This window comes from Streptomyces pseudoechinosporeus (assembly GCF_054783935.1).
Map to the genome: position 1 here is coordinate 124,472 of NZ_BAAGPS010000050.1, position 24,578 is coordinate 149,049.

Annotated in this window: 23 protein-coding genes, 1 pseudogene and 1 riboswitch; of the genes and pseudogenes, 12 read left to right on the forward strand and 12 right to left on the reverse strand. The window is 69.8% G+C overall.

Going from position 1 to position 24,578, the window contains the following annotated elements; genetic code table 11:
• Positions 1 to 43: 43 nt before the first annotated feature.
• Positions 44 to 1,372 carry a threonine synthase gene (gene thrC, locus ACYVO6_RS34630; RefSeq protein WP_461068239.1) on the reverse strand — a complete coding sequence of 443 codons (1,329 nt, stop codon included), beginning with the start codon at positions 1,370 to 1,372 and terminating at the stop codon, positions 44 to 46.
• Between the two features lie 18 nt (positions 1,373 to 1,390).
• Positions 1,391 to 1,549, reverse strand: a riboswitch (SAM riboswitch).
• Positions 1,550 to 1,739: 190 nt separating this feature from the next.
• Here thrC and ACYVO6_RS34635 point away from each other — a divergent pair.
• Positions 1,740 to 2,714, forward strand: a complete 975-nt coding sequence (locus ACYVO6_RS34635) for a glucosyl-3-phosphoglycerate synthase (RefSeq protein ID WP_461068241.1) — start codon at positions 1,740 to 1,742, stop codon at positions 2,712 to 2,714.
• Between the two features lie 231 nt (positions 2,715 to 2,945).
• Entirely contained in the window at positions 2,946 to 4,340 is a 1,395-nt protein-coding gene (locus tag ACYVO6_RS34640) for an alpha,alpha-trehalose-phosphate synthase (UDP-forming) (protein WP_461068243.1), read from the forward strand.
• Between the two features lie 109 nt (positions 4,341 to 4,449).
• On the opposite strand, the gene otsB is transcribed toward ACYVO6_RS34640, so the two are convergent.
• The 3 genes from otsB to ACYVO6_RS34655 form a co-directional block, all read right to left on the reverse strand.
• Positions 4,450 to 5,325 carry a trehalose-phosphatase gene (gene otsB / locus ACYVO6_RS34645; protein ID WP_461068245.1) on the reverse strand — a complete coding sequence of 292 codons (876 nt, stop codon included), beginning with the start codon at positions 5,323 to 5,325 and terminating at the stop codon, positions 4,450 to 4,452.
• A gap of 27 nt (positions 5,326 to 5,352) precedes the next feature.
• Positions 5,353 to 5,583, reverse strand: a complete 231-nt coding sequence (locus ACYVO6_RS34650; RefSeq protein ID WP_461068247.1) for a DUF3263 domain-containing protein — start codon at positions 5,581 to 5,583, stop codon at positions 5,353 to 5,355.
• A 140-nt stretch (positions 5,584 to 5,723) separates the two neighbouring features.
• Positions 5,724 to 7,007, reverse strand: a complete 1,284-nt coding sequence (locus ACYVO6_RS34655; protein ID WP_461068249.1) for an ABC transporter substrate-binding protein — start codon at positions 7,005 to 7,007, stop codon at positions 5,724 to 5,726.
• A gap of 106 nt (positions 7,008 to 7,113) precedes the next feature.
• Between ACYVO6_RS34655 and ACYVO6_RS34660 the strand changes: the two genes are divergently transcribed.
• The 3 genes from ACYVO6_RS34660 (at position 7,114) to ACYVO6_RS34670 (ending at position 10,547) form a co-directional block, all read left to right on the forward strand.
• Entirely contained in the window at positions 7,114 to 8,121 is a 1,008-nt protein-coding gene (locus ACYVO6_RS34660; RefSeq protein WP_461068251.1) for an ROK family protein, read from the forward strand.
• On the forward strand, positions 8,121 to 9,266 hold the full coding sequence (nagA, locus tag ACYVO6_RS34665; protein ID WP_461068253.1) for an N-acetylglucosamine-6-phosphate deacetylase: 1,146 nt from the start codon (positions 8,121 to 8,123) through the stop codon (positions 9,264 to 9,266). Before ACYVO6_RS34660 ends, nagA begins: the two co-directional genes overlap by 1 nt.
• A gap of 351 nt (positions 9,267 to 9,617) precedes the next feature.
• Entirely contained in the window at positions 9,618 to 10,547 is a 930-nt protein-coding gene (locus ACYVO6_RS34670; RefSeq protein WP_461068255.1) for a 1-phosphofructokinase family hexose kinase, read from the forward strand.
• A 141-nt stretch (positions 10,548 to 10,688) separates the two neighbouring features.
• Here ACYVO6_RS34670 and ACYVO6_RS34675 read toward each other — a convergent pair whose 3' ends face one another.
• Together ACYVO6_RS34675 and cdgB are read right to left on the reverse strand one after the other, a co-directional pair.
• A complete protein-coding gene (locus tag ACYVO6_RS34675) occupies positions 10,689 to 11,654 on the reverse strand; it encodes a carbohydrate-binding protein (protein WP_461068257.1) in 966 nt (321 codons plus the stop codon).
• 118 nt (positions 11,655 to 11,772) lie between these two features.
• Positions 11,773 to 13,470: a diguanylate cyclase CdgB gene (cdgB, locus tag ACYVO6_RS34680; RefSeq protein ID WP_461068258.1), complete on the reverse strand. Its 1,698-nt coding sequence runs from the start codon at positions 13,468 to 13,470 to the stop codon at positions 11,773 to 11,775.
• Between the two features lie 490 nt (positions 13,471 to 13,960).
• Here cdgB and ACYVO6_RS34685 point away from each other — a divergent pair, with 490 nt between their 5' ends.
• Positions 13,961 to 14,536 carry a flavin reductase family protein gene (locus ACYVO6_RS34685; protein WP_461068260.1) on the forward strand — a complete coding sequence of 192 codons (576 nt, stop codon included), beginning with the start codon at positions 13,961 to 13,963 and terminating at the stop codon, positions 14,534 to 14,536.
• Positions 14,537 to 14,559: 23 nt separating this feature from the next.
• On the opposite strand, the gene arfB is transcribed toward ACYVO6_RS34685, so the two are convergent.
• On the reverse strand, positions 14,560 to 14,991 hold the full coding sequence (arfB, locus tag ACYVO6_RS34690; RefSeq protein ID WP_033322368.1) for an alternative ribosome rescue aminoacyl-tRNA hydrolase ArfB: 432 nt from the start codon (positions 14,989 to 14,991) through the stop codon (positions 14,560 to 14,562).
• Between the two features lie 221 nt (positions 14,992 to 15,212).
• Here arfB and ACYVO6_RS34695 point away from each other — a divergent pair, with 221 nt between their 5' ends.
• Positions 15,213 to 15,788 carry a TerD family protein gene (locus ACYVO6_RS34695; protein WP_461068263.1) on the forward strand — a complete coding sequence of 192 codons (576 nt, stop codon included), beginning with the start codon at positions 15,213 to 15,215 and terminating at the stop codon, positions 15,786 to 15,788.
• A 60-nt stretch (positions 15,789 to 15,848) separates the two neighbouring features.
• Here the strand turns inward: ACYVO6_RS34695 and ACYVO6_RS34700 are convergent, their stop codons facing one another.
• Both ACYVO6_RS34700 and ACYVO6_RS34705 read right to left on the reverse strand, forming a co-directional pair.
• On the reverse strand, positions 15,849 to 16,031 hold the full coding sequence (locus tag ACYVO6_RS34700) for a DUF397 domain-containing protein (protein ID WP_461068265.1): 183 nt from the start codon (positions 16,029 to 16,031) through the stop codon (positions 15,849 to 15,851).
• An 11-nt stretch (positions 16,032 to 16,042) separates the two neighbouring features.
• Positions 16,043 to 16,894 carry a helix-turn-helix domain-containing protein gene (locus tag ACYVO6_RS34705; RefSeq protein WP_461068267.1) on the reverse strand — a complete coding sequence of 284 codons (852 nt, stop codon included), beginning with the start codon at positions 16,892 to 16,894 and terminating at the stop codon, positions 16,043 to 16,045.
• Between the two features lie 234 nt (positions 16,895 to 17,128).
• Between ACYVO6_RS34705 and ACYVO6_RS34710 the strand changes: the two genes are divergently transcribed.
• Positions 17,129 to 17,557: an ATP-binding protein gene (locus tag ACYVO6_RS34710; RefSeq protein WP_461068269.1), complete on the forward strand. Its 429-nt coding sequence runs from the start codon at positions 17,129 to 17,131 to the stop codon at positions 17,555 to 17,557.
• A 205-nt stretch (positions 17,558 to 17,762) separates the two neighbouring features.
• Here ACYVO6_RS34710 and ACYVO6_RS34715 read toward each other — a convergent pair whose 3' ends face one another.
• A complete protein-coding gene (locus tag ACYVO6_RS34715) occupies positions 17,763 to 18,290 on the reverse strand; it encodes a DinB family protein (protein ID WP_461068271.1) in 528 nt (175 codons plus the stop codon).
• Positions 18,291 to 18,516: 226 nt separating this feature from the next.
• Here ACYVO6_RS34715 and ACYVO6_RS34720 point away from each other — a divergent pair.
• Positions 18,517 to 18,966, forward strand: a pseudogene (locus tag ACYVO6_RS34720) (NUDIX hydrolase); the annotation flags it as partial.
• A 40-nt stretch (positions 18,967 to 19,006) separates the two neighbouring features.
• Here the strand turns inward: ACYVO6_RS34720 and ACYVO6_RS34725 are convergent.
• A complete protein-coding gene (locus ACYVO6_RS34725; RefSeq protein WP_461068273.1) occupies positions 19,007 to 20,407 on the reverse strand; it encodes a M1 family metallopeptidase in 1,401 nt (466 codons plus the stop codon).
• 110 nt (positions 20,408 to 20,517) lie between these two features.
• Between ACYVO6_RS34725 and ACYVO6_RS34730 the strand changes: the two genes are divergently transcribed.
• On the forward strand, positions 20,518 to 21,018 hold the full coding sequence (locus ACYVO6_RS34730) for a hypothetical protein (protein ID WP_461068275.1): 501 nt from the start codon (positions 20,518 to 20,520) through the stop codon (positions 21,016 to 21,018).
• Between the two features lie 456 nt (positions 21,019 to 21,474).
• Here the strand turns inward: ACYVO6_RS34730 and ACYVO6_RS34735 are convergent, their stop codons facing one another.
• On the reverse strand, positions 21,475 to 22,185 hold the full coding sequence (locus ACYVO6_RS34735; RefSeq protein ID WP_461068277.1) for a pentapeptide repeat-containing protein: 711 nt from the start codon (positions 22,183 to 22,185) through the stop codon (positions 21,475 to 21,477).
• Positions 22,186 to 22,341: 156 nt separating this feature from the next.
• Between ACYVO6_RS34735 and ACYVO6_RS34740 the strand changes: the two genes are divergently transcribed.
• Positions 22,342 to 23,520, forward strand: a complete 1,179-nt coding sequence (locus ACYVO6_RS34740; protein WP_461068279.1) for an FAD-dependent oxidoreductase — start codon at positions 22,342 to 22,344, stop codon at positions 23,518 to 23,520.
• Between the two features lie 52 nt (positions 23,521 to 23,572).
• A complete protein-coding gene (locus tag ACYVO6_RS34745; RefSeq protein ID WP_461068281.1) occupies positions 23,573 to 24,553 on the forward strand; it encodes a zinc-binding dehydrogenase in 981 nt (326 codons plus the stop codon).
• Positions 24,554 to 24,578 lie beyond the last annotated feature (25 nt).

The following is a 24,578-nucleotide window of genomic DNA, read 5'->3' on the forward strand; positions in this document are numbered from 1 at the left end:
GTATGGAGCGCCCCGTAAGAGGCGCGGGGGTACGTCTACGGGGCTACGCCTGGAGGAGCCCGGCCTCACGGAACGATTCGAGGCTGGGGCGGATGGTCGCGGTAAGACCAGTGTCGGAGGCCACCGCATCCAACGTCTTGAGACCGTCACCGGTGTTGAGGACGACAGTCGTCAGGCTCGGGTCCAGCAGACCGTTCTCGATCAGCTTCTTCGCCACCCCCACCGTCACACCACCGGCGGTCTCCGCGAAGATCCCCTCGGTCCGCGCCAGCAGCTTGATCGCGTCGACGACCTGCTCGTCGTTGACGTCCTCCACGGCACCACCGGTACGCCGCGCGATGTCCAGCACGTACGGGCCATCCGCGGGGTTCCCGATGGCGAGCGACTTGGCGATCGTGTTCGGCTTCTGCGGCCGTACGACGTCGTGGCCCGCCTTGTAGGCGACGGACACCGGCGAGCACCCCTCGGCCTGGGCGCCGAAGATCTTGTACGGCTTGTCCTCGACGAGCCCGAGCTTGATCAGCTCCTGCAGACCCTTGTCGATCTTCGTGAGCTGGGAGCCGGAGGCGATGGGCACCACCAGCTGGTCGGGGAGCTGCCAGCCGAGCTGCTCGCAGATCTCGTAGGCGAGGGTCTTGGAGCCCTCGGCGTAGTACGGGCGCAAGTTGACGTTGACGAAGCCCCAGCCCTCGCCGGCCGGGTCGCCGATCAGCTCGGAGCAGAAGCGGTTCACGTCGTCGTAGTTGCCCTCGATGCCGACGAGTTCGCCGCCGTACACCGCGGCCATGACGACCTTGCCCTGCTCCAGGTCGTGCGGGATGAACACGCAGGAACGGAAGCCGGCGCGGGCGGCGGCGGCGCCGACGGCACCGGCGAGGTTGCCCGTCGAGGAGCAGGAGAGGGTCGTGAAACCGAAGACGCGGGCAGCCTCCAGGGCCTGGGCGACGACACGGTCCTTGAAGGAGTGCGTCGGGTTGCCGGAGTCGTCCTTGACGAAGAGCTTGCCGGGGTCGACGCCCAGCTCGCGCGCGAGGTTGTCGGCCTTGACGAGCTTGGTCCAGCCGGGGTTGATGTTCGGCTTGGTGGCCACGTCCGCGGGGACGGGCAGGAGAGGCGCGTACCGCCAGATGTTCGCGGGGCCCGCCTCGATCTGCTTACGGAGTTCCTCGGTGTCGTACGCCGAGAAGTCGTACGCGATCTCCAGCGGGCCGAAACACTCCTCGCAGGCGAAGACGGGGCCGAGCGGCACGCGGTGGCCGCATTCGCGGCAGGAGAGCGCTGCGGCGGGGCCGAGGTCTACGGAGTTCGTGGAGGGCGCCGAGTCGGCGGAGGTTTCAGCGTTCGTGGTGCTTGCAACTGTCTGCGCAGCCATGTGAGGCGAGGCCCTTTCTCCTCATCTTCCTCACGACGCATCTCGTCGTGAGACGGATTTGGCACCTTCACTAGCCGGGAGCCTCGCGGAATCGATCATCTTCGATCGGTACGAGAACCGGCTGGAGGGTTGCCGGGGCTTCAACGGGCCGTATCCCTCTGCCCCTCTGGATGAGCGCTATTCGGTTGTGAGTATGTGGTTGTCGGCTGGGCGACCCGCGACATGCGATGGTCATCAGCGTTGTTCAAGACTGTAACCGAAGGCCTGGATCGTGGAGAGACCAGTCCGAACCGCGAGATGACAGTCACATCAGCCTTCTGCCGCAGTGGGCACTCGCGACCCGGTCCAATGCAAGGGAGAGCCGCACGTGCTGGAAGACGTCGAGCGCTGGCTGAACACGCGCTCCTGGTCCGTTGGCGACCGCCCGCTGAAGAAGCTCATCGCCGCGAAGCGCGCGGCCAACTCCACGGTGAGCGTCGTACTGCCCGCGCTCAACGAGGAGGAGACCGTCGGCGAGATCGTCGCCGTGATCCGCCGCGAGCTGATGACCAAGAAGGTGCCGCTCGTCGACGAGATCGTCGTGATCGACTCGGGCTCGACGGACCGTACCTCGGAGGTCGCCGCCGACGCGGGGGCCCGGGTCGTGCACCGGGACGAGATACTCCCGCGCATCCCCGCCGTCCCCGGCAAGGGCGAGGTCCTGTGGCGCTCGCTGCTGGTCACGAGCGGGGACATCGTCGCCTTCATCGACGCCGACCTGAAGGAGTTCTCCGCGGACTTCGTCTCGGGGATCGTCGGTCCGCTGCTCACCGATCCGGGCGTCGACCTCGTCAAGGCGATGTACGACCGCCCGCTGAACCTGCCGGGCGATCCCACCTCCGGCAGGACCGCCGCAGGCCAGGGCGGCCGCGTCACGGAACTGATGGCCCGCCCGATCCTGAACATGCACTGGCCGCAGCTGGCCGGTTTCGTGCAGCCGCTCGGCGGCGAGTACGCGGCCCGCCGCTCACTGCTGGAGCAGCTGCCGTTCCCGGTCGGGTACGGCGTCGAGCTGGGCATGCTGGTCGACGCCCTGCACCTCGTGGGCCTCGACGCCCTGGCCCAGGTCGACGTAGGCGTCCGCAAACACCGCCACCAGGACGGCCAGGCCCTGGGCCGCATGGCCGCCGCGATCTACCGCACGGCGCAGCTGCGGCTGGCCCGCGGCCATATGGTCCGGCCGCGGATCACGCAGTTCGAGAGGGTCGAGGCGGGATTCGCGCCGCGTACGTACTCCGTGGACACGGAGGAACGACCGCCGATGGCGGAGATCGAGGAGTACGCGGAACGAAAGGCGGCGTAGGTAGCGACCGCGCCCCTGAAAAGAGGCCGCAGGCCCTCTTTTCAGGGGCGCGGGGCTGTATCGATTTGCGGCTCCGCCGCGGGGCGCGACCAGCCACAACGCACCGGCAGCCGCCATACGACACAGCGTCCCGAGCTCCTAGGCACCCTGCGGAACCTAGCGGCGCGCTCACCCTTGTATACGGCTGAGGCGTACGTTTGAGCGGTTCTGCCCTGGGCTAAGTTGAGCCGTATGGCATCAACGCAAGCCCAGATACTCGTCGCCTCCAACAGGGGCCCGATCTCGTACGCCCTGGACGAGAAAGGGACCCTCAAAGCCAAGCGCGGCGGCGGCGGCCTGGTCTCCGGCCTGTCCGCGATCGGCCCGGAGGCAGACGCGCTGTGGGTCTGCTCGGCGCTCGGCGACGGCGACCGCGAGGCCGTACGGCGCGGAGTCGGCGAGCACGGCGTACGGATGCTGGACATCGACGCCGACGTACACGAGGACGCGTACAACGGCATCGCGAACTCCGTGCTGTGGTTCGTGAGCCACATGCTGTACCAGACGCCACTGGAGCCGGCCTTCGACGCGGAGTTCCGGCGGCAGTGGGCGTCGTTCGAGACGTACAACCGCGCCTTTGCCGACGCGCTCGCCGAGGAGGCGGCACAGGGCGCCGCCGTGCTCGTGCAGGACTACCACCTGACGCTGGTCCCCCGCATGCTGCGCGAGCTGCGCCCCGACCTGCGGATCGGGCACTTCTCGCACACGCCGTGGGCTCCGCCGGAGTACTTCCGGATGCTGCCCGACGACATAGCCGCGCAGTTGCTCGGCGGGATCCTCGGCGCCGACCGGGCGGCGTTCCTGACCCAGCGGTGGGCGGACGCGTTCACCGACTGCTGTCATGCCGTCCTGGGCCCCGGTATCCCGTCGGGTACGCGGATCGGGGTGCACGGGCTCGGCGCGGACGCGGACTTCCTGCGGAAGCGGTCGCACGAAGCCGACGTGGACGAGCGGATCGTCGCACTGCGGGAGCAGATAGGTGCGGGCCGCAAGGCGATCGTGCGGGTGGACCGGACGGAGCTGTCGAAGAACATAGTGCGGGGGCTGCTGGCGTACCGGCAGTTGCTGGAGGACCAGCCGTCGTGGCGTGAGCGGGTCGTGCATGTAGCCCTCGCGTATCCGTCGCGGCAGGACCTGGCCGTGTACCGCGACTACATGACCGAGGTGCAACGGCTCGCGGACGAGATCAACTCCCAGTACGGGACGCCTGGTTGGACCCCGGTCGTGCTGCACCTGAAGGACGACTTCGCCCGCTCGCTCGCCGCGTACCGGCTGGCCGACGTGGCCCTCGTCAACCCCATCCGCGATGGGATGAACCTCGTCGCCAAGGAGGTGCCGGTCGTCTCCGACGAGGGGTGCGCGCTGGTGCTCTCGCGGGAGGCGGGGGCGTACGAGGAGCTGGGCGAGGATGCGATTGTGGTGAACCCGTACGACGTTGTGGGCACCGCCCGTGCCCTGCATGAGGCGCTGACGATGCCGCGTGACGAGCGGGCCGAGCGCGCCGAGCGGCTGGCCGCCGCGGCTACTGCGCTTCCTCCGGCCCAGTGGTTCTTGGACCAGCTTGAAGCGCTTCGCTCCGCGGGTTAGGCCGTTTTAACGCTGCGGGTTCGTTGTGGCTGGTCGCGCCCACGCGGCGGAGCCGCAAATCGATACAGCCCCGCGCCCCTGAAAAGAGGGCCCCTGCGGCCCGCTCTTTTCAGGGGCGCGGCTGGTTCAGTTGCGTTGCCAGTGACACCAGGAGGCGTACGACCCCCTCTGGGCCGTCCACCACCAGGTCCGCGCGCTTCTGCAGTTCCGTCACCTCGGTGCTGCCGCTGCATACCAGCAGGCCCGGGATGCCCTCGGAGCGGAGTTTGTCGACGGCTGCGAACGCAGGGAGGTCGCCCAGGTCGTCACCGACGTACGCCACCGCCCCGGCGCCGACCTCTCGTACGTACTCGCGTAGCGCGACGCCCTTGTCCATGCCCGGTGGGCGGAGTTCCAGGACCAGGCGGCCCGGTTCGACGACCAGGCCGTGGCGGGTGGCGAGGTCCGTGAGAGGTTCGCGCAGGGCCTCGAAGGCGGCCTGTGGGTCCTCGGCGCGGCGGGTGTGGACGGCGACGGCGCGGCCCTTCTCCTCGATCCAGGTGCCCTGCGAGGCGCCGGCCCGGTCGAGGACGCCGGGCAGCTCGGCGCGGACGGTGGCGACGCCGGGGTGGGGCGGGGGCGCCGTGACGGTGCCGGTGACCGCGTCCCAGCGTTCGGCGCCGTAGTGGCCGAGTACGACGAGGTGTTCAAGGCCGGGTACGCCCGCGAAACCGCCGTGGCGGACCGCGACGTCGGCCGGGCGGCCGGTGACGACGGCGACGGAGGCGACCTTCGGGGCGAGGGCGGCGAGCGCCGGAACTGCCTCGGGGTGGGCGCGGGCCTGCTCGGGGTCGGGGACGATCGGGGCGAGGGTGCCGTCGAAGTCGAAGGCGAGTACGGCCCGTTCGGGCCGCGCGAGGAGGGCGTCGAGGCCGTCACGTCCCGCCGGCGTCGCGGGAGTCGGCAATGGCGTCGGGGTCTTTGAGGGGTCCGCTTGGCTGCCCATACGGCGACCCTATCCGTCACCGATCCGTCAGCGCTCGGCCCGGCGAGCGTCCCGTATTCGGCGCAGCCGGTTCACGGTCACCGGGTCATGGGCCAGAGCACGCGGCGCATCAAGCAGGGCGTTGAGCAACTGGTAGTACCGAACCGGCCCCATCCCCAACTCCTCCCGTATGGCCCGCTCCTTGGCCCCGGGCGACTCCCAGCCACGCCGCTCCAGTGCGAGTACGTCACGCTCCAGCGGGGTCAGCTCTTCTGCCATGCCCCGCACGGTACCCGTGCCCCGAGGGGGCCGCAGGCCCCCCAGGGGCGCGGGGAACTGCGCGACCAGCCACAACAAACCCGCACCCGCCAAACGACATCGAGCCCCGAGCTATTAGGCACCCCACCCAGCCTGCGCAGCTACTCCGCGTTCTCGGCCGCCGAAGCCGACCGCTGCAGCGACCCGAGAACCGCTGCAGGCCGCGCATTCGGCCCCACCGCCTTGCCGATCTGCTGCTTGATGTCGGCGCTGACCTGCGCCCAGGACGTCTTGGCGACGGGATACAGCTCGGCGTTCTCAAGCTCGGACAGGAACGGGTCGAGATCCTTGTCGTTCTTGTCCTCGGCCATCGCATCGGAGGCGGAGGTGGTCACGGGCAGCAGGTTGTACTCGTGGGAAAACTCGAGCACGTTCTTCTCGCTGTAGACGAAGTCGAGGAACTCACCGATCTCCTCGCCGTTGCCGTTCTCCTTGAACGCCATCATCCAGTCGGCGACACCCATCGTGGCCTTGGCCCTGCCGTCGATCCCGGGCATCGGCACCATGCCGTACTCCACGCCCTTCTTCTCGGCGGCCTGCATCAGCGAGGGGTGACCGTTGAGCATGCCGACCTCGCCGCGGGCGAACGCCTCGAAGGCGTCGGCGCGGTTGAGTTCGCCGGGCGGGGTCGGCCCGGTGAGCCCCTTGCCCACCAGGTCGTTCTTGAGCCAGTTGAAGGTCGCGATGTTCTGGTCGGAGTCGATGCCGTACGAGCCGACGGTGCCGGTGTAGCTGTCGCCGCCGCTCAGCAGCCACATCATGGTCTCGGCCTGGGCCTCCTCGGGTCCGAGGGGCAGCGCGTACGGCGTCTCGACCCCGCGGGACTTCAGGGTCCTGGCGGCGGCGGCCAGTTCGCTCCAGCTCTGCGGCGGGGTGAGGCCGGCGTCGGCGAAGAGCTCCTTGTTGTAGAACAGCAGCCGCGTGGAGGAGGCGAACGGCATGCCGTACTGCACCCGGCCCACCTCGCCCGCCTCGGCGAGGCGTGAGACGAAGTCGGCCTGGACGGGTATGGAGAGCAGCTCGTCGACCTCGTACAACTGGCCCTTCGCGGCGTAGTCGGCGTACGCGCCTATCTGCGCCATGTCGGGCGCCTCCCCGTCGGCGACCATCTGTTTGACCTTGGCGTCGACCTCGTTCCACGAGTAAACGCTGACGTCGACCTCGATGCCGGGGTTCTTCTTCTCGTACGCCTTGACCAGCTTGTCCCAGTACTTCTGGGAGCTGTTCGCCTCGGAGTCGCCGTAGTCGGCGGCCACCAGCGTGAGCGTGGCGTTCTGGGTGGCCGCGGTGTCGCCGGAGCAGCCGCCGAGTGCAGCCGTCACGCCCATAGCGGACACCATCGAGATGAAACCTGTCACTCGTCGCCGCACCGCTGTTTTCTCCATCTGTCGCACTCGTCACGGAAGTTGAAGACCGGATAACCGGAATGCAAAGGTCTACAGTACGCGAGTGGACTAGACCTCTCGTGGGGTCAGGGGCGAGACTGTTCCCGTGAAACACGTCATCGCCCTCGATGTGGGCGGCACCGGGATGAAGGCCGCCCTCGTGGGGGCCGACGGCGCTGTGCCCTCCGGGGGCCGTATCGACCAGCGGCTACCGCCGCGGATCCCCAAGCACCCCCTGCTGCACCAGGTCCGCCGCGCCACAGGCCGGGAGCGCGGACCGGACGCCGTGGTGGAGTCGATCCTCGGCTTCGCTGCGGACCTGCGCGCGTACGGCGAGCGCCACTTCGGCGAGCCCGCGTCCGCCGTCGGCGTCGCCGTCCCCGGCATCGTGGACGCCGAGCGGGGCATCGCGGTGTACGCGGCCAACCTCGGCTGGAATGACGTACCCCTGCGGGATCTGCTCGGCGAGCGGCTGTCCGGCATGCCGGTCGCCCTCGGGCACGATGTGCGCACCGGCGGCCTCGCCGAGGGGCGGCTCGGGGCGGGGCGGGGAGCCGACCGGTTCCTGTTCGTGCCGCTCGGCACCGGGATCGCGGGCGCGATCGGTATCGACGGCCGGGTGGAGGCGGGCGCGCACGGCTTCGCGGGCGAGATCGGCCACATCGTCGTACGCCCCGGGGGCACCCCGTGTCCGTGCGGGCAGCGCGGCTGTCTGGAGCGGTTCGCGTCCGCGTCGGCGGTGAGCGCGGCCTGGGCCGAAGCATCCGGTGATCCGGAGGCGGATGCGGCCCACTGCGCGAAGGCCGTGCAGTCCGGGGACCCGCGGGCGGCTGCGGTCTGGCAGGAGGCGGTGGACGCGCTCGCGGACGGCCTGGTCACCGCGCTCACCCTGCTGGACCCGCGCACGCTGATCATCGGTGGCGGCCTGGCCGAGGCGGGGGAGACCTTGTTCACACCGCTACGGGCGGCGGTCGAGCGCCGGGTGACCTTCCAGAAGCTGCCCGCCATCGTCCCGGCGGCCCTCGGGGACACGGCCGGCTGCCTGGGCGCCGGGTTGCTGGCCTGGGACCTGCTGTCCACCACCCCTACTGCCCCCTCGGAGGTAACCACCTGATGGCCACTAGCAAAGTGCTCGCCGGTGCCCAGGTGGTGCTGCCCACCGGGATCGTGGACGGCGGACGCGTGATCGTCGAGAGCACACGTATTGCCGGGAGTGCTCCCGCGGACGCCGACGTACTGGATCTGACCGGCCACTGGCTGGTCCCCGGCTTCGTCGACATCCACAACCATGGCGGCGGAGGTGCGTCCTTCACCTCCGGGACGGTCGACGACATCCTCAAGGGCGTCCACACGCACCGCCTGCACGGCACCACGACGATCGTCGCGTCGACCGTCACCGGCGACATGGACGCGCTCGCCCAGCGCGCCGGACTGCTCTCCGAACTGGCCGAGCAGGGCGACATCGCGGGCATCCACTTCGAGGGACCGTTCATCTCGCCGTGCCGCAAGGGCGCACACTCCGAGGAACTGCTGCGCGACCCGGACCCGGCGGAGGTGCGCAAGCTGATCGACGCGGCACGCGGCCAGGCCAAGATGGTCACGCTCGCCACGGAACTGCCGGGCGGCGTCGACTCCGTACGCCTCCTCGCGGAGCACGGGGTGATCGCGGCGATCGGGCACACGGACGCGACGTACGAGCAGACGATGGAGGCCATCGAGGCGGGCGCCACCGTGGCGACGCACCTCTACAACGCGATGCCCGTCCTCGGCCACCGCGCTCCCGGCCCGATCGCCGCGCTCCTGGAGGACGAGCGGATCACGGTCGAGCTGATCAACGACGGTACGCATCTGCACCCGGCGTCACTTCAGCTGGCGTTCCATCACGCGGGCGCGGAGCGGGTGGCGTTCATCACGGACGCGATGGACGCGGCCGGTTTCGGCGACGGCCGTTACATGCTCGGCCCGCTGGAGGTCGAGGTCAGCGAGGGTGTGGCACGGCTGGTGGAGGGCGGCTCCATCGCGGGTTCGACCCTGACCCTCGACCGTGCCTTCAAGCGGGCCGTCACCGTGGACCGCCTGCCCGTCGAGGACGTGGTCACCGCCCTCTCGGCCACCCCGGCCAGGCTGCTCGGCCTGTACGACCGGGTGGGCTCCCTGGAACCGGGCAAGGACGCGGACCTGGTGATCCTGGACGCCGACTTCGCCCTCACGGGCGTGATGCGCCGGGGAGAATGGGTGGTTGAGCCCCAACTGGGCTGATTCTGCCGTTCGTTGAGCCGGGCGGCTGGCCTGCGGAACTGGGCCGACCGCCGTCTGGCTGGCATGATCGGTCATCCGGACAAGGGGGTTTCTGATGGATCGCCGTGGGAGAAGGAGCGGCGTCTGGTGCGTGCGATCGCAAGGCGCCGGAGCGCCCTCGATGGGGGTCCCCCCGCGCGAGGTTGTTCGAGCGTGGGGGAGGAGCCACGTGGGCGTTTCGGCAACGCGGCATGGGGGTCCCCCCGCTCGAGCGGAGCCGAGAGTGGGGGAGTGCGTGCCAGACGCCGCGACGCCGCGGAGATCCATCAGAAGCCCCCTTGGCAAGCGCGCACTTGGGGGAGGTCGGCCCAGGTGATCCTCACGGTCACGCTGAACACCGCTCTCGACATCACCTATCGCGTACCGGCCCTGCGCCCGCACGCCTCACACCGCGTCACCGAGGTGACCGAACGCCCCGGCGGCAAGGGCCTGAACGTGGCCAGGGTGCTGGCGGTGCTCGGCCACGCCGTGACGGTCACGGGTTTCGTGGGCGGGGCGACCGGGCGGGCCCTCCAGGGCCACCTCACGTCCACACCGGGCGTCGTGGACGCGCTGGTCCCGGTGGCGGGTCCGACCCGTCGCACGATCGCGGTGGTCGACACGACGACCGGTGACACGACTCAACTCAACGAGCCGGGCCCGCTCGTCTCCCCCGCGGAGTGGCGGGCGTTCCAGGACGCGTACGAGGACCTGCTGCCCGCCGCCTCCGCGGTGGCCCTGTGCGGCAGCCTCCCGCCCGGCGTCCCGGTCGGCGCGTACGCCCAACTCATCCGCACAGCCAGATCGTTGTCGGTCCCGGTCCTCCTCGACACCAGCGGCGAACCCCTGCGCCGAGGCGTCGCCGCCCGCCCCGACATCGTCAAACCGAACACCGACGAACTCGCCGAACTCACCGGCTCCCACGAGCCGTTGCAGGCCACGCGGGACGCCCGCCGCCGCGGCGCCCACGCGGTGGTCGCCTCCCTGGGCCCGGAGGGCCTCCTTGCCCTGAACGCGGAGGGTCACTGGCGAGCGACACCGCCACACCCGGTGGAGGGCAACCCGACGGGCGCGGGCGACTCGGTGGTCGCGGGCCTGCTGTCGGGTCTGGTGGAGAGCCTGCCGTGGCCGGAAAGGCTGGCCCGCGCGGTCGCGTTGTCGACGGCGACGGTACTGGCGCCTGCGGCGGGCGAGTTCGACCGGCGGGCGTACGAGGAGTTGCTGGGGCAGGTAACGGTGACGGGTGAGGCCAGCGCGGCGTAAGGGCACTGTCCAAACGCGGCTGGCATGAGGCGCCCCGATAGGGGCGCGGGGCTGTGGACATATGCGGCTCCGCCGCGGGGCGCGACCAGCCACGACGAACCCGCAGCTTACGAACTGCCCTTCCAGCGGAGCGCCTGGCGCCTAGTCCTTGACCTGGCCCTTCTTCAGCCACAGCTGGTCCAGAAGCACATCGCACTTGTCCCCGGCCTCGCAGGACAGCGAAATCGTGTTGCTGCCCTTGTTGAGCGTGGGCCACGCGTAGGTCTTCTGCCAGCCCTTCTCGAAGTCCTTGGCCTCCGCGAAGTTGCTCATGTTCAGCTTGCTGCCGAACGGCTTGCCGTTGACGATGAGCGTCATCTCCTGGTCATCGCCAGCGACGCTGTATCCCGCGAAGACGGTGTAGACACCGTCCTCGGGGATGTCGTTGACCGTCCAGGTGACCTTGGAGCCGACCGCGTTGAGGCCCACGTACGAACCGCCCTCGGCACTGGCGCCCTTGACGTCCGAAGCCACCGTCGCGGCGCCCTCGAGCTTCAGCGCCTTGGCGTCGATCTCCGGCAGCTTCACGTCCTCGTTCTGCGCCGGCTTAGAAGCCGACGGGCTCGGCTGGGTGTTCTGCTCGGCCGTCGGCGTCGACCCCGCCGCGTCGTCGCCCGGTGGGTCCTCGTCGCCGCCGAGCATCGCGACACCGATGCCGATCACGACGGCCGCGACCACGGCGATCGCACCGATCAGGAGCCCCTTGGTGTTGGGACCACGGCCACGGCCGCCACCGCCCAGGCCGCTGCCCGGCAGTGGCGTGCGCGTCGTGGGTGCGCCGCCGGGGAACGTCTCCGGCGCCTGGTAGTGGGACTGGCCGTACGTCCCCTGCCCCTGCTGGGCCGGAGCCTGCGCGTACTGCGCGGTCGGGGCTGTCTGGGAAGCCTGCTGGGCCTGCTGGCCGTACTGGCGCTCGCCGACCGCCCGCACCCGGTTGACCGAGCCGGGGTAGCCGTAGCCACCGCCTCCATCGGGCGGTGTGGCTCCGGCGGCCTGCCCGTCGGCGTACAGATAGCCGAACGGGTCGTCGTCCTCGGGCGTGCTCGCGCCGTTGTTGCCGGGCGTCATCCCTTGGTCTCCTCAACGGGTGTGGTGCAGATGCGATAGGTGAATAGAAGGGCGAGCCTACCCGCTCCAGGCGCCCCAAACGGGTGATTCAGCTCGCACACCACCGCTGACCTGCGCCTCAGCCCGCACGCCGATGAGCTTTGGGACGAGACCGTTTCTCTACGTACATCCGCTCGTCAGCGGACTTCAACACTTCGTCCGCAGTCATGCCGCAATGTGCCCATCCGATGCCGAAGCTCGCCCCGACCCGCATCGCGCGGCCGTCGACCCGTATCGGCTGGATGATCTCGTTGCGCAGCCGGACCGCGAGGTCCTGTGCGTCGGCCCGGCCGAGCCCGTCGGCGAGGACCACGAACTCGTCGCCGCCGAGCCGCGCGACCGTGTCCCCGTCCCGTACGCCGCCGCTCAGCCGTCGCGCCACCTCGATCAGCACCGCGTCGCCGGCGTTGTGCCCGAAGCGGTCGTTGATCGACTTGAAGCCGTCGAGGTCGCAGAAGAGAACCGCGAGCCCCTTCGTGCCGTCGTCCGTCTCGCCCTGCGGCGCGACGGTGTGTACGTGATGGTCGTACGCGTCGAAGGCCTCGGAGCCCGGCCGGAAGTCGAACCCGTGCCCGTTCGCGTCGTACACGGGCGCCCCGCCGTTTTCCCCATGCTGCCCGTACTCGCCGTGCTGCGCGTAGGCCGCGTCCAGCGCGTCCACCGGCCCGGGCGCCACGGACGCTGGGCGGCTGCACAGGCGGGCGGAGAGCCGGGCGCGCAGTTCGGCGGAGTTCGGCAGTCCGGTGAGCGAGTCGTGCGAGGCGCGGTGGGCGAGCTGGAGTTCGCGGCGCTTGCGTTCCTCGATGTCCTCGACGTGGGTGAGCAGGAAGCGCGGCCCGTCGGTGGCGTCCGCGACCACGCTGTTGCGCAGGGAGACCCAGACGTACGTCCCGTCGCGGCGCCCGAGCCGCAGTTCGGCGCGACCGCCCTCCGCGGACGTACGCAGCAGGGTGCCGATGTCCTCGGGGTGGACCAGGTCGGAGAAGGAGTAGCGGCGCATCGCGGAGGCGGGGCGGCCGAGGAGGCGGCACAGCGCGTCGTTGGTCCGCAGGATGCGCCCGTGCTGGTCGCCGCCCATCTCGGCGATGGCCATGCCGGAGGGGGCGTACTCGAAGGCCTGGCGGAAGCTCTCCTCGCTGGCGCGCAGGGCCTGCTGCTCCCGCTCCAGGCGGACGAGGGCGCGCTGCATGTTGGCCCTGAGCCGGGCGTTGCTGATCGCGATGGCCGCCTGGAACGCGTACATCTGCAGGGCCTCGCGTCCCCAGGCGCCGGGGAGCCGTCCGTTGCGCGGGCGGTCGACGGAGAGTACGCCGATCAGCTCGCCGCAGGCGCCGCCGGGCACGCCCGGCGTGTACATGGGCGCGAAGAGGCGGTCGGAGGGGTGCCACTCGTCCTCGAAGCGGGGCGCGGGGCCGTCGGTGTACCACTGCGGAACGTCGTCGTCGTCGAGGACCCAGCCCTCGGTGTGGGGTATGAAACGCAGGTCGCCCCAGGCCTCGCCCATGTTCAGCCGGCGCTCCCAGGAGGCGCGGGAGCCGACGCGGCCGGTGATGAGCGCCTCGGCGGCGGAGTTGCCCGCGAAGGCGGCGACGACGAGGTCTCCGTCGGGGCGTACGAGATTGACGGCGGCGATTTCGTAGCCCAGGCCCGTCACGACTCCGTCGGCGACGGTCTGCAGCGTGTCGGCGAGGCTGCGTGCCGTGTTCATGTCGGCCATGACCTGATGCAGCTGCCGCAGGGTCGCAAGACGGACGTACGGCTCCGACTCGGTCTCCATGCTCGCTCTCCCCGAGACCTCGACAGCAACTCCAGAGTTATCCGGGCTTCTCGACTGCGCTTCTCGTCTGTGTATCTCGTCTGTACTGGTACTGATCGACTGTCGACGGTGGACTGGTCGCCTACTGAATTGTTTGGCTGATCCCTGGGTCGCCTATCGATTGCAGCGTCTCCGCCACTGAATCACAGCGCGCTGCCCACTCGGTACACAGGGTCAACAAAATATGGCCCTTGTGACTCAAGTCACAACTGAACGTGAGCAATTGAGTAGAGTTTCTGCGTTTTCACCGTGCGTTTACTGAACGCAATTATGTGGAGTCTGTGAGGTTACAGGGCCCGGGACGGACACCGGTGGGACATCGACCGGTCGTCAGTCGGTGGCCGGTCGGTGGCCGGTCGGTGGTCGGTCGGTGGTCGGTCGTCGGTCCTAGGACCTGGCTCGGGCGCTGGTCCGATGTGCGGACCGGAGCGAGGAGCCTAGCGTTTTCCGGGTGCTGACGACTCCTCCTGCCCCAGGTGTGCCCCTGCCCCCCACCTCTGACGGGCATGCTGATGGGGTGAGTGACGACGAGTTCCGCGCCGCCATGTCCCGGCTGGCCGCGGGCGTGGTGCTGGTGACCGCGCACGAGCCCGCGCTGGATCCCGAGGGGCCGGGCGGTGAGGACGTCGGGATGACGGCGACCGCCTTCATGTCCGTGTCCCTGGATCCGCCCCTGGTCCTGGTCAGCCTGCGCGAGGGCTCCCGCATGGACGACCTGCTCGACGAGCAGCCCCTGTGGGCGGTCTCGGTCCTCTCCGAGAGCCAGCGCCACATCGCGGGCCGCTTCGCCATGAAGGGCCGTATCTCCGACCGCCTCCTCTTCGAGGACATTCCGTACGTACGCGGAGAGGCGTCCGGGGCGCTGCTCGTGGGCGGTGCCCTGGCGACCCTGGAGTGCAGGACGGAGCAGCGGGTGCCCGCGGGTGATCACACGCTGGTGATCGGGCGGGTGCTGGCGGCGTCGGTGCCGAGTGCGGACGGGGGGCCGTTGGCGTACTTCCGGGGGCGGTACCGGCAGTTGGGGTAACCGAACCAGCGAAATTCGATCGCTTACGGTCCCCAGTCGCGCCCGGAGCGCCCGCGCTTGGTGTCGGATCGCTGCTTCTTCTGCCTCAGCCGGCGTTCGTTGATGCCGCGGGGGATGCGGGTGGGCCGGCGGGGTTTGGGCGGCGGGGCGGTGGCTTCGGCGAGCAGGGCGGCGAGGCGGACGGCGGCGGTCTCGCGGTTGCGCCACTGGGAGCGGTGTTCGGAGGCTCGTACGCTGACGACTCCGTCGACGAGCTTCGGGGCGAGCCGTTCGAGGGCGCGGGCCTTCCACACCGGAGGCAGGGCTTCCGTCTTCGCGAGGTCGAACCGGACCTCCACCTGGGTGTCACTCGTGTTGACATGCTGGCCACCGGGCCCCGAGGAGCGCGAGAAACGCCACACCAGCTCGGCCTCGGGGAGCGAGACGGAGCCGCGGATGACGTAGGGACCAGACATGGCTCCATGGTCGCGTGCGTGTCCGGTCCACGTCACGCGCTTTTTCCAAGGCCCGGGTTCGGGCTTCCGGGGCCCCGAGTAAAGAAAGTAAAGAGAGCGGAACCTGGGGGACCCCCCGCGGCGTTCATAGGGGTGACGGTAGCTTCGTCCCCGTACGAAGCACCGAGTTCAACCGCACCGCACTTGTCGTACGTACGTCAACGATGGAAGGACTCCCAACAATGGCTGTAAGCCTGTCCAAGGGTGGCAACGTCTCGCTCACCAAGGAGGCTCCGGGCCTGACCGCTGTCACCGTGGGCCTCGGCTGGGACGTCCGCAGCACCACGGGGACCGACTTCGACCTGGACGCCTCGGCCATCGCGGTCAACCCCCAGGGCAAGGTCTACTCCGACGGCCACTTCATCTTCTTCAACAACAAGCAGACCCCGGACCAGACCATCGTCCACACCGGCGACAACCGCACGGGTGAGGGCGCGGGCGACGACGAGGCGATCAACGTCAACCTCGCGGGCCTCCCCGCCGACATCGACAAGATCGTCTTCCCGGTCTCCATCTACGACGCCGAGACCCGCTCCCAGAACTTCGGCCAGGTCCGCAACGCCTACATCCGCATCATCAACCAGGCCGGCGGCACGGAGATCGCCCGCTACGACCTCTCGGAAGACGCCGCCACGGAGACCGCCATGGTCTTCGGCGAGCTCTACCGCAACGGCGCCGAGTGGAAGTTCCGCGCAGTGGGCCAGGGCTACGCCTCGGGCCTCGTGGGGATCGCGCAGGACTTCGGCGTGAACGTCTGAGGTTCGGCACGCCTGTTTTTGTCGGAGCCCCCGGTCACTCGGTGACCGGGGGCTCCGCCGTCATCGCTGCTGCTCGGCTTTGATGTGGCGTATGAGGCCTGCCAGGCCAAGAGGGGGCATGGCGAGTACGTCGGCGGGGGTGTCGCTTTCACGGAGGAGGAGGTGTGCTTCGGTGCGGGCGACTTCTACGCAGTTCCCGCCCTCCACACCTGAGAAGGACGACTTCTGCCACTGCACGGACACTGCGTTGCCCCTCAGAGTTCTCGCACGATGTGATGGATGAGCTGCCGGGATTCCGGCTCGCTCAGGGACGAGCGCTCGGCGATGTCGAGCAGCTGCCGGTACCTGTTCAGCTTGGCCTCATCTCCCAGGAAGAAGCTCCCCATGGGGCTGTCCAGCTGCACTGTGTCGAGTTGGGGCACGACTGCGCCGGCGTACAGCGGGGCGTCTGTCGCCTCGATGAACTCCTCGCAGGTGAAGGGGAGGACGCGCACCGTCACCGTGGGCCACTCCGAGGCCTCCAGCAGGTAGTCGAGCTGGCCCTTGGCAATCTTGCGGCCGCCGAAGCGCATACGCAGCGCTGCCTCGTGGACGATGGCCTGGAATGGGGGCGGCTTGTCCCGCTCGAAAATCCTCCGGCGCGTCAGCCTGAACTCGACCCGCGCGTCCACGTCCTCAGCGGGAAGCACTGGCCTGTAGCTGCGATGGATCGCCCGGATGTATTCCTCGGTCTGAAGAATGCCGGGCACGTTCACCACCTGGACGCTGCGCAAGTACGTTGCGTGGTGCTCCAGTTCGGCGATGTCCAGGAAGCCGGGGGCGAGCACGCCCCGGTACTCCTCCCACCAGCCCTTCGCCCGCTCCTCGGCCATCGCACACAGAGCATCGACCAGCTTCTTGTCCGAAGCCGAGTACAGCGTCGCCAGCCGCCGAATGCGCTCCGCGCTGACACCCCAGCGCCCCGACTCGATATGGCTGATCTGCGCCTGGTTGCCGCCGAGGAACGCCCCCGCCTCGCGGGCCGCCATCCCTGCCGCCTCCCGGAGCTTTCGCAGCTCCGCGCCGAGGCGGGCCTGGCGGGCGGTGGGGTTGCTCCTGGGTGGCATCCGTTTCCTCCTGGTCGAGCGGTCCAAGTCTGCCGTCCGTGCGTACGACGGGTCCACTCACACGAGTGGCTTTTCCGTCACATACATGTGCCGTCTCATAGATGTGCCCTACTGTCTGTCCTGTCAGCGCGCAGCACGCCAGTGAATCCGCAGTGCAGGCGCCCACCCCACGGTGCCCGAGCCACGGTGGCTCTCGCCGCGCAACACCTCGACATGTACAGGGAGTTGAAAGACATGAACGACAACGCCGACCCGCCGACGTACCAGCTCACCACCCCCAACTCGCCCCTCAGCCCGAAGATCTGCCGAGACACCGTCGCCATACTCCTCGCCGCGAATGGCCACGCCCCGCACCTCGCCGACACCGCCCGCACCCTCGTCTCCGAGGTCGTCACCAATGCCGTACGGCACACCGGTACGCCAACCATCAGGCTGGAGACGGCAGTTCTGGTCGACGGCGTACGCGTGGCCGTGTACGATGACGGACCCGCAGGGCTGCTGCTCTCCTCCGAAGCCGCACAGGACAGCGAAGGCGGGCGCGGTTTACTCCTCGTACAAGCACTCGCGCACACATGGGGCGTCGGCCCGGCGTACAACCCCGGCCGGAACGGCAAACACGTCTGGTTCGAGCTTCAAAGTCCCAGCGTGCCGCTGGAGCGATGACGGCTCGCGGGCTCCCCACCCCTACCGCGCAAAAACGTGAACACTCAGCGGGAGTTTGCTCACCAGGCGCTCAAACGAGCACCTGGTGAACATCACGGCGCAACGTGCTCACGAAAATGTGCACCAGCACCCACAGGCCCGCCCCCAGGACCTGTCGGCCGACTGCCGCATCCGTCCGCGGTCCGCTCAGGCCTCGTCCCACTGCTCAAGCCGCGGACGCGGCGCGCAGCAAGCGGAGTTGGCCGATCTCGGTGGCGTTCTTCATCAGTTCCGCGTTCACCCAGGCGAGCATGTGGGCGATGGTGTGCTCGGGGTCGTTCGGCCAGGGGAACGGGGCGGTGGCGTCCAAGTCGGTGTCGGTGAGGCGGTCGAGTATCGCCAGCCAGTCACCGCGGAGGCCGCGCAGCCACTCGACGGCCGCCCTACCGTCGCCCGGCCATGTGATCTCGGTCCGCTCCCGAGGCGTCCGTCCCCGCGCATGGTCGATGGTCACGCTCCACCACCAGCCGATATGCCAGCTCAGCCAGCCGATCGTGGGGACCGGGACGGGCTCGGGCTCGGTTTCCGCCCAGTCCGGAACCCATGCCCCGTCGGCATCCGGGCGCACCGTCCAGCAATGCGGGGTGGGCTCCCACAGGAAGTCCTCGGGCTCCAGCCGCTCCAGGTGGTACTCGAACAGCGACCAGGTCAGCTCGAACTGCCAGCGCAGCAGCTCACATCGGGATGCGTTCATCGGCCGGCCAGACCGTGGTCCCGGAACGCATGTGCTCGCGTCACCACGTCGTCGTACAACTCGGCCTGGAAAACCAGGACATCGCTGTCTTGCCGAGTGCGTAACCCGACCTTGTCGCCACGTATCACTCGCCCTTGCTATCCCAGATGCCATGGCCGGGCAAGGAAATTACCCGGCACCGCGATCGACCCGGCACACGTTCTAACCTGCGGACATGTTCCTCGAACCGCGCACCCCGCGCCCGGCCGCCCGTATCGCCGTACTCGACCCAGACGGGGCCGTCTTCCTCTTCCGGTACGACAACGAAGAGGTCGGCGTCCACTGGGCCATGCCCGGCGGCGGTCTCGAACCCGGCGAGAGCCCGCGCGAGGGCGCCCTGCGCGAACTCCGCGAGGAGACGGGCTGGAGCGACCTCACCCCCGGGTCTCTCCTGTGCACCTGGGAGCACGACTTCACACGCGCCGGCGTCCCCGTCCGCCAGCACGAGCACATCTACGTGGCGTATGGACCACGCCGCGAGCCGGACGGCGGCGACCACATCCGCGCCATGCACAGCGAGGAGGGCATGCTGGGCTGGAAGTGGTGGACCCGGAAGGAGCTCGCCGACGCAGCGGAATCCGTATGGCCGCCCGAACTTCCGCGGCTGCTCGCGGAGTTGGACGGGCGTGAGGCGTGACGCGCGGGGACGCTGAGGGCGAGCCCTGACGCGGGTGCGGTCAGGCGTGGTCCGGCTTTCCGTTCCCGTACAGCCAGTCGTCCCAGATCGCGCTGAAGTCCTCGTCCGGTGCCTGCTGTTCCACGTACGCGGTGAAGTCGGATGTGCTCGCGTTGCCGTGGCGGTGGGTGGTCGGCCAGCCGCGGAGGATGTCGTGGAAGGTGGCGTCGCCGGTCGTTTCGCGGATCTTGTGGAGGACCATGGCGCCGCGCTGGTAGACGGGGTCGTCGGAGATGTGCGCGGCACTCGTCGGGCTCGCGGGCGGGAAGGACCACAGGTTTTCGTAGGTGTCCTCGCCGTGGTCGTACAGCGCGTCGAAGGTCTCCTGAGCCGTGTCGCCGCCGTGGTCCTCCTGCCAGAGCCACTCCGCGTATGTCGCGAAGCCCTCGTTGAGCCACATGTCGCGCCAGGACGCGGGGGTGACGGAGTTGCCGTACCACTGGTGGGCCAGTTCGTGGACGAGGAGGGCGGTGTCGGGGGCGCCGGGGAAGACGGGGCGGGTCTGGGTCTCCAGGGCGTAGCCCGCGTCGTTCGCGCGGTCGACGATCGCGCCGGTGGAGGAGAAGGGGTACGGGCCGAAGTTCTCCTCCGCCCACCGCATGATCTCGGGGATACGGGCGAGGATCTCGGCGCTCGCCGTCGACTGGTCGGGGTCGACGGCCACGTACACCGGCAGGCCGTTCGCGGTCTTCGAGCGGCGCGTTTCGTACTCGCCGATCGCGATCGTCGCCAGGTACGTCGCCATCGGCTCCCCGACGTGCCAGGCGAAGGTCGTGCGGCCCTTCTCCGTCTTCTCGCGCCTCAACTCTCCGTTCGACACCGCCTTCAGGCCCTCGGGAACGGTGATCGTGATGTCGTACGCGGCCTTGTCGCTCGGGTGGTGGTTGCCGGGGAACCAGGCCATCGAGCCGGTGGGCTCGCCGAGGGCGAGGGCGCCGTCCGCCGTCCTCAGCCAGCCCTCCTGCGAACCGTCCGGGTCGGTGATCGTGTCGGGGGTGCCGGAGTAGTGGACGGTGGTGCGGAAGGTCGTGCTCCTGTCGAGGTCGTCGGGCGGGCGGATGGTCAGTTCGTGGTCGCCGGCGCGGTGGAAGCGGGCGGACGCGTCGTCCACTTCGGCCGCGGTGACCTTCATGCCCTTGAGGTCGAGGTTGAACGAGGTGAGGTCATGCTTCGCCCGCGCTTCGATCTCCGCCGTTCCCGTCAGGCGGCGTGAGGTGGGGTCGTAGGTGAGGGTCAGGGCGTAGTGGGTGATGTCGTAGCCGCCGTTGCCCGCCTTCGGGAAGTACGGGTCGTTCAGGCCGGGGGCGCCGACCGTGTCCCGCGCGCTGCCGCCGGTGCACGCGGTGAGGGCGAGTGCGAGGGCGGACGCGACGGCCGGTACGAGGCGGGCGGGGCGGGGCACGTTCGCGATCCTAGGGGGATCGGGGCTGGGCCAAGGCCAGGACGGCGCTGAGGTCGGGGCTGGGATCGGGGCACGTCAGGGCCACACGCGGGCGTGACACCATCACATACGTGCTCGACATCGGCTACGCCCTCTCCGCCCGCTTCCCGGATCCTCCGCAGACCGACTACCGCCGCGCGGACGTCCGCGCCCTGCGGCACGACCTGTTCTGCGGCGACGTCTATCTCGCCGACACCAAGACGGACCGGGAACTGTCCACAGCCTGGGGATGGGTGCCGGTACTCGACTTCGCGTGGGCGCTGTGCGACATCGTGGAGCGGATCGACCGGGATCCGGCGGGGTCGCGTGCGTCGCGCCCGCAGCGGGCCGAGCTGGACTTCACCGAGTCGACCGACCGGATGCTCTTCGAGCGGCGCTTCGGGTGGGTGGATATCGAAGCCGACTGGATGCCGGTAGAGGAGCCTGCGCTGACCTTCTCGCACGCCGAACTCCGGCGTGAGGCACGGGACTTCCTGCACGATCTGATCGCCGACCTGTGCGATCTGCATGACGCTCTCGCGGAGAACCCGGCGATCTGGACACTCCAGGCGCGTTTCCCCAGGGTGCGCTGACGCGGTGCGGGTGCGTGGGCGGGGGGTTCTTTCCCCAACCCCGCCCCTTCCCGAAACGGGGGGCTCCGCCCCCGGACCCCCGCAAGGGGGTGGGTGTTGCGTCTCGACTGCAGGCCCGTCGTGGCTGGTCGCGCAGTTCCCCGCGCCCCTGACGGGGCGCTCCCGGAACCGCCAGCCACCACGCGCACCAGCCACGACGAACCCCGCAGCCTCCCCCCGGCGGGAGGGGTCGTGGGCCGGTGCGTCGTATGCCCGTCGCGTAGGTTCGGTCTCAGGAAACCAGGACCCTGTACCAGGCCAGGGCCGTATGCCCGGCCTGCGACGGGCTGACGCACCGGCCCACGGCCCCGACCCACCACCCACCCAGGGGCGCGGGGAACGGCGCGAGCAACCACAACGCACCCGCACCCGCCCAACCGCCGGAGGCACCCCGCAGCAAGCAACGAACCCAACCGCTCAACCCTCGGCGACCACCCGAACCCCCATCTCCGCCGCCAACACCGCCGCCAGATCCATCAGCTGAGCCGGACTGATCACCGCCCCCGCCAACCGGTCCACCCCCCGCGCGATATCCACCTCAACCGCCCCCCGAAGGTCCACATCCGTCAGCGTCGCCGCGCTGAAGTCCACCCCCTTCAGTGCGCAGTCGACGAACTCCACCCGCTCCAGCCGTGCACCCCCGAAGTCCGGCTCCACCAGCACGCAGCCCTCGAAGACCACGTCACGGAGCCGGCCCTTGCGCAGGTTCAGGTAGTCGATCTTGCCGCCACGGATCAGTACCCGCTCCAGTACGGCACCGTGCAACTGGACGCCACCCAGCCGCGCGTCCACCAGCTCCACGTCACGGAGGGTCGACTCGGCGAGGTCGGTGCCGACGCCTCGTATGCCCGTGAGGACCGAGTCCAGGACACGGACGTGGCGCAGCCGGGTCTCGTCCAGGGCGCACCCCGCCAGCGCGCAGTCCATGAAGCGGGCGCACGCGCCGTCCTGCCCGGCGAAGTCCGCCTCCCGGAACTCCAGTCCGTCGTAGTCCCCGTCCGGCTCCAACTCGCCGCCCCCGTACGGCTCCAGCGAAGGCAACCGCACCTCTGGCCGCCGCGCCCCTTTCACACCCGTACCCCCGCTCATACCCGTACCGCCAGCTCCGCCCGCCGTTCTCCTCGCCATGCCCCCCATCCTGCACCCCACCACTGACAAACCACCTGACCTGCACAAACGCCCGCGATGTCACACACCGAGCCCCTCACCGAGTCATACCTACGAGTCACGCACACGCAGGCACCCACACGCACGCACACCGGACCAGTAGGGAGACCCCCAGCCATGCACCGCATCACCGTCGTCGGCGGCGGCTTCGCCGGCCTGACCGCGGCCATCACCGCCGCCGAGGCGGGCGCCAAGGTCACCGTGTACGAGGCCCACCACACCCTCGGCGGCCGCGCCCGCACCGCGGAGGGGCCGTACCGGACGAACGAAGGCCCGCACGCCCTCTACAAGGGCGGCCCCCACTGGACCTGGCTCAGGCAACGCGGCCTGATCGGCGAACTCGCCCCACTCCCACCCCTGGAAGCGGCCCGACTACGCCTCCGCCACAAGGGCGCCCTCCGCCGCACCCCACCCTTCGCGATGCTCAAGCTTCTCCGTCGTACGCCCCAACAAGCCCCCGTGGACGTCGACTTCAAGTCCTGGGCCACCGAGATCGCCGGAGAAGAGGGCGCGAACGCGGCCGCGTACTACTCTGCCGTCGCCCTCTTCCACCACGATCCGGGCGCCCTCTCCGCCGCCTTCGTGCAGGAACGGCTGCGGCGCGCCACGAAGTTGCCCCCGGAGGCGCACTACCCGCGCGGCGGCTGGGCGAGCGTCATCGACCGGATGGCGGCCCGCGCCTGGAACCTGGGCGTGCGCATGGAGACCCTCTCCCGCGTCGACAGCCTCGACGACCACGGCAGGCACGGGCCCGTCATCGTCGCCACCTCCCTCGACGCCGCCCGCCGACTCCTCCACGACGACTCGCTGACCTGGACGAGCGGTCGTACGGTCCTGATCGATCTGGCCGTACGCACCCGCCGGGGCGACGCGTTCGCCGTGTCCGACCTGGACGCGGCGGGCTGGATCGAGCGGTTCACCGCCCAGGACCGTACGCTCGCCCCGGCCGGCGAACAGCTCATCCAGGGCCAGATCCCGATCGCGCCCCACGAGTCGCGGGCCGCCGGCATCGCCCGCGCCGAGAAACTCCTCGACCTCGGCTTCCCGGGCTGGCGCGAGCGCGTGACCTGGCGCCGCGAGGCCATCGCCAACGGCCGTACCGGCGCCGTCGACCTGCCCGGCACCAGTTGGCGCGACCGGCCCGCCGTCGACCGCGGCGACGGCGTCTACCTCGCGGGCGACCAGGTCGCGGCGCCCGGCGTCCTCTCCGAGGTGTCCTTCAACAGCGCCCTGACAGCCGTGTCCCTCGCCTTCGACATCCCGCGCAGGGCAAGGCTTGACCTCAAGGAAGCTTGAGGTACGAGGCTGAGGGCACGACAGCGCACGAGCTGACCCGAGGAGACTCCCCATGCACGCCATCCGCCTGCACGCCTTCGGCCCGGCCGAGAACCTCACCTACGAGCAGGTCGAGGACCCGGCACCAGGCCCCGGCCAGGTCCGTATAGCCGTCGCTGCGGCAGGCGTCCACCTCCTCGACACCGCGATTCGCGAGGGCATTCCGGGCCCGCTCCCCGAGCTGCCCGCCCTGCCCACCATCCCCGGCCGCGAAGTCGCCGGCACCGTCGAATCCCTCGGCGAGGGCGTGGCTCAACTCTGGCTCGGCAAGCGGGTCGTGGCGCATCTGGGCTTCGCCCCGGGCGGGTACGCCGAACTGGCCGTCACCGACGCCGACCGCGTCCACGAGATCCCCGAGAACCTGGACTTCGCGCAGGCCGTCGCCATGGTCGGCACGGGGCGTACGACGATGGGGATCCTCCAGTTCGCCGAGCTCGGCCCCACCTCCGTGGCCGTGATCCCGGCCGCCGCGGGCGGCATCGGCACCCTCCTCGTGCAGTACGCCAAGCACGCCGGCGCCACCGTGATCGGCCTCGCGGGCGGCCCGGAGAAGGTGGCCCGCGTCGAGAAGAACGGCGCCGATCTCGCCGTCGACTACAAGGACCCGAGCTGGCCCGACGAGGTCAAGTACTTCCTCTGGGGCCGGAAGGCCACGGTCGTCTTCGACGGCGTAGGAGGCGAGGTGGCCCGTACGGCCGTCGACTTCCTCGGCCCCGGCGGCAAGCACATCGTCTTCGGCTGGTCCGGCGAGGGCCTGCACGACGGTAGTCCGCTCATCGTCGAGGGCGTGTCCGAGCAGGTCCTCGGCCCGGTGATGATGATGAAGGCGGGCGGCCCCAACCCCGTACGCACCCTGGAACTCCGCGCCCTCACCGAGGCCGCCGCCGGCCGCCTCACCCCGGCCGTCCAGCGCTTCCCCCTCACCGAGGCGGCAGCCGCGCATCGGGCGCTGGAGAATCGCGGCACGATTGGAAAAGTGGTCCTGGAGCCCTGAGTTCGGAACCCGGAGGAGACACCCA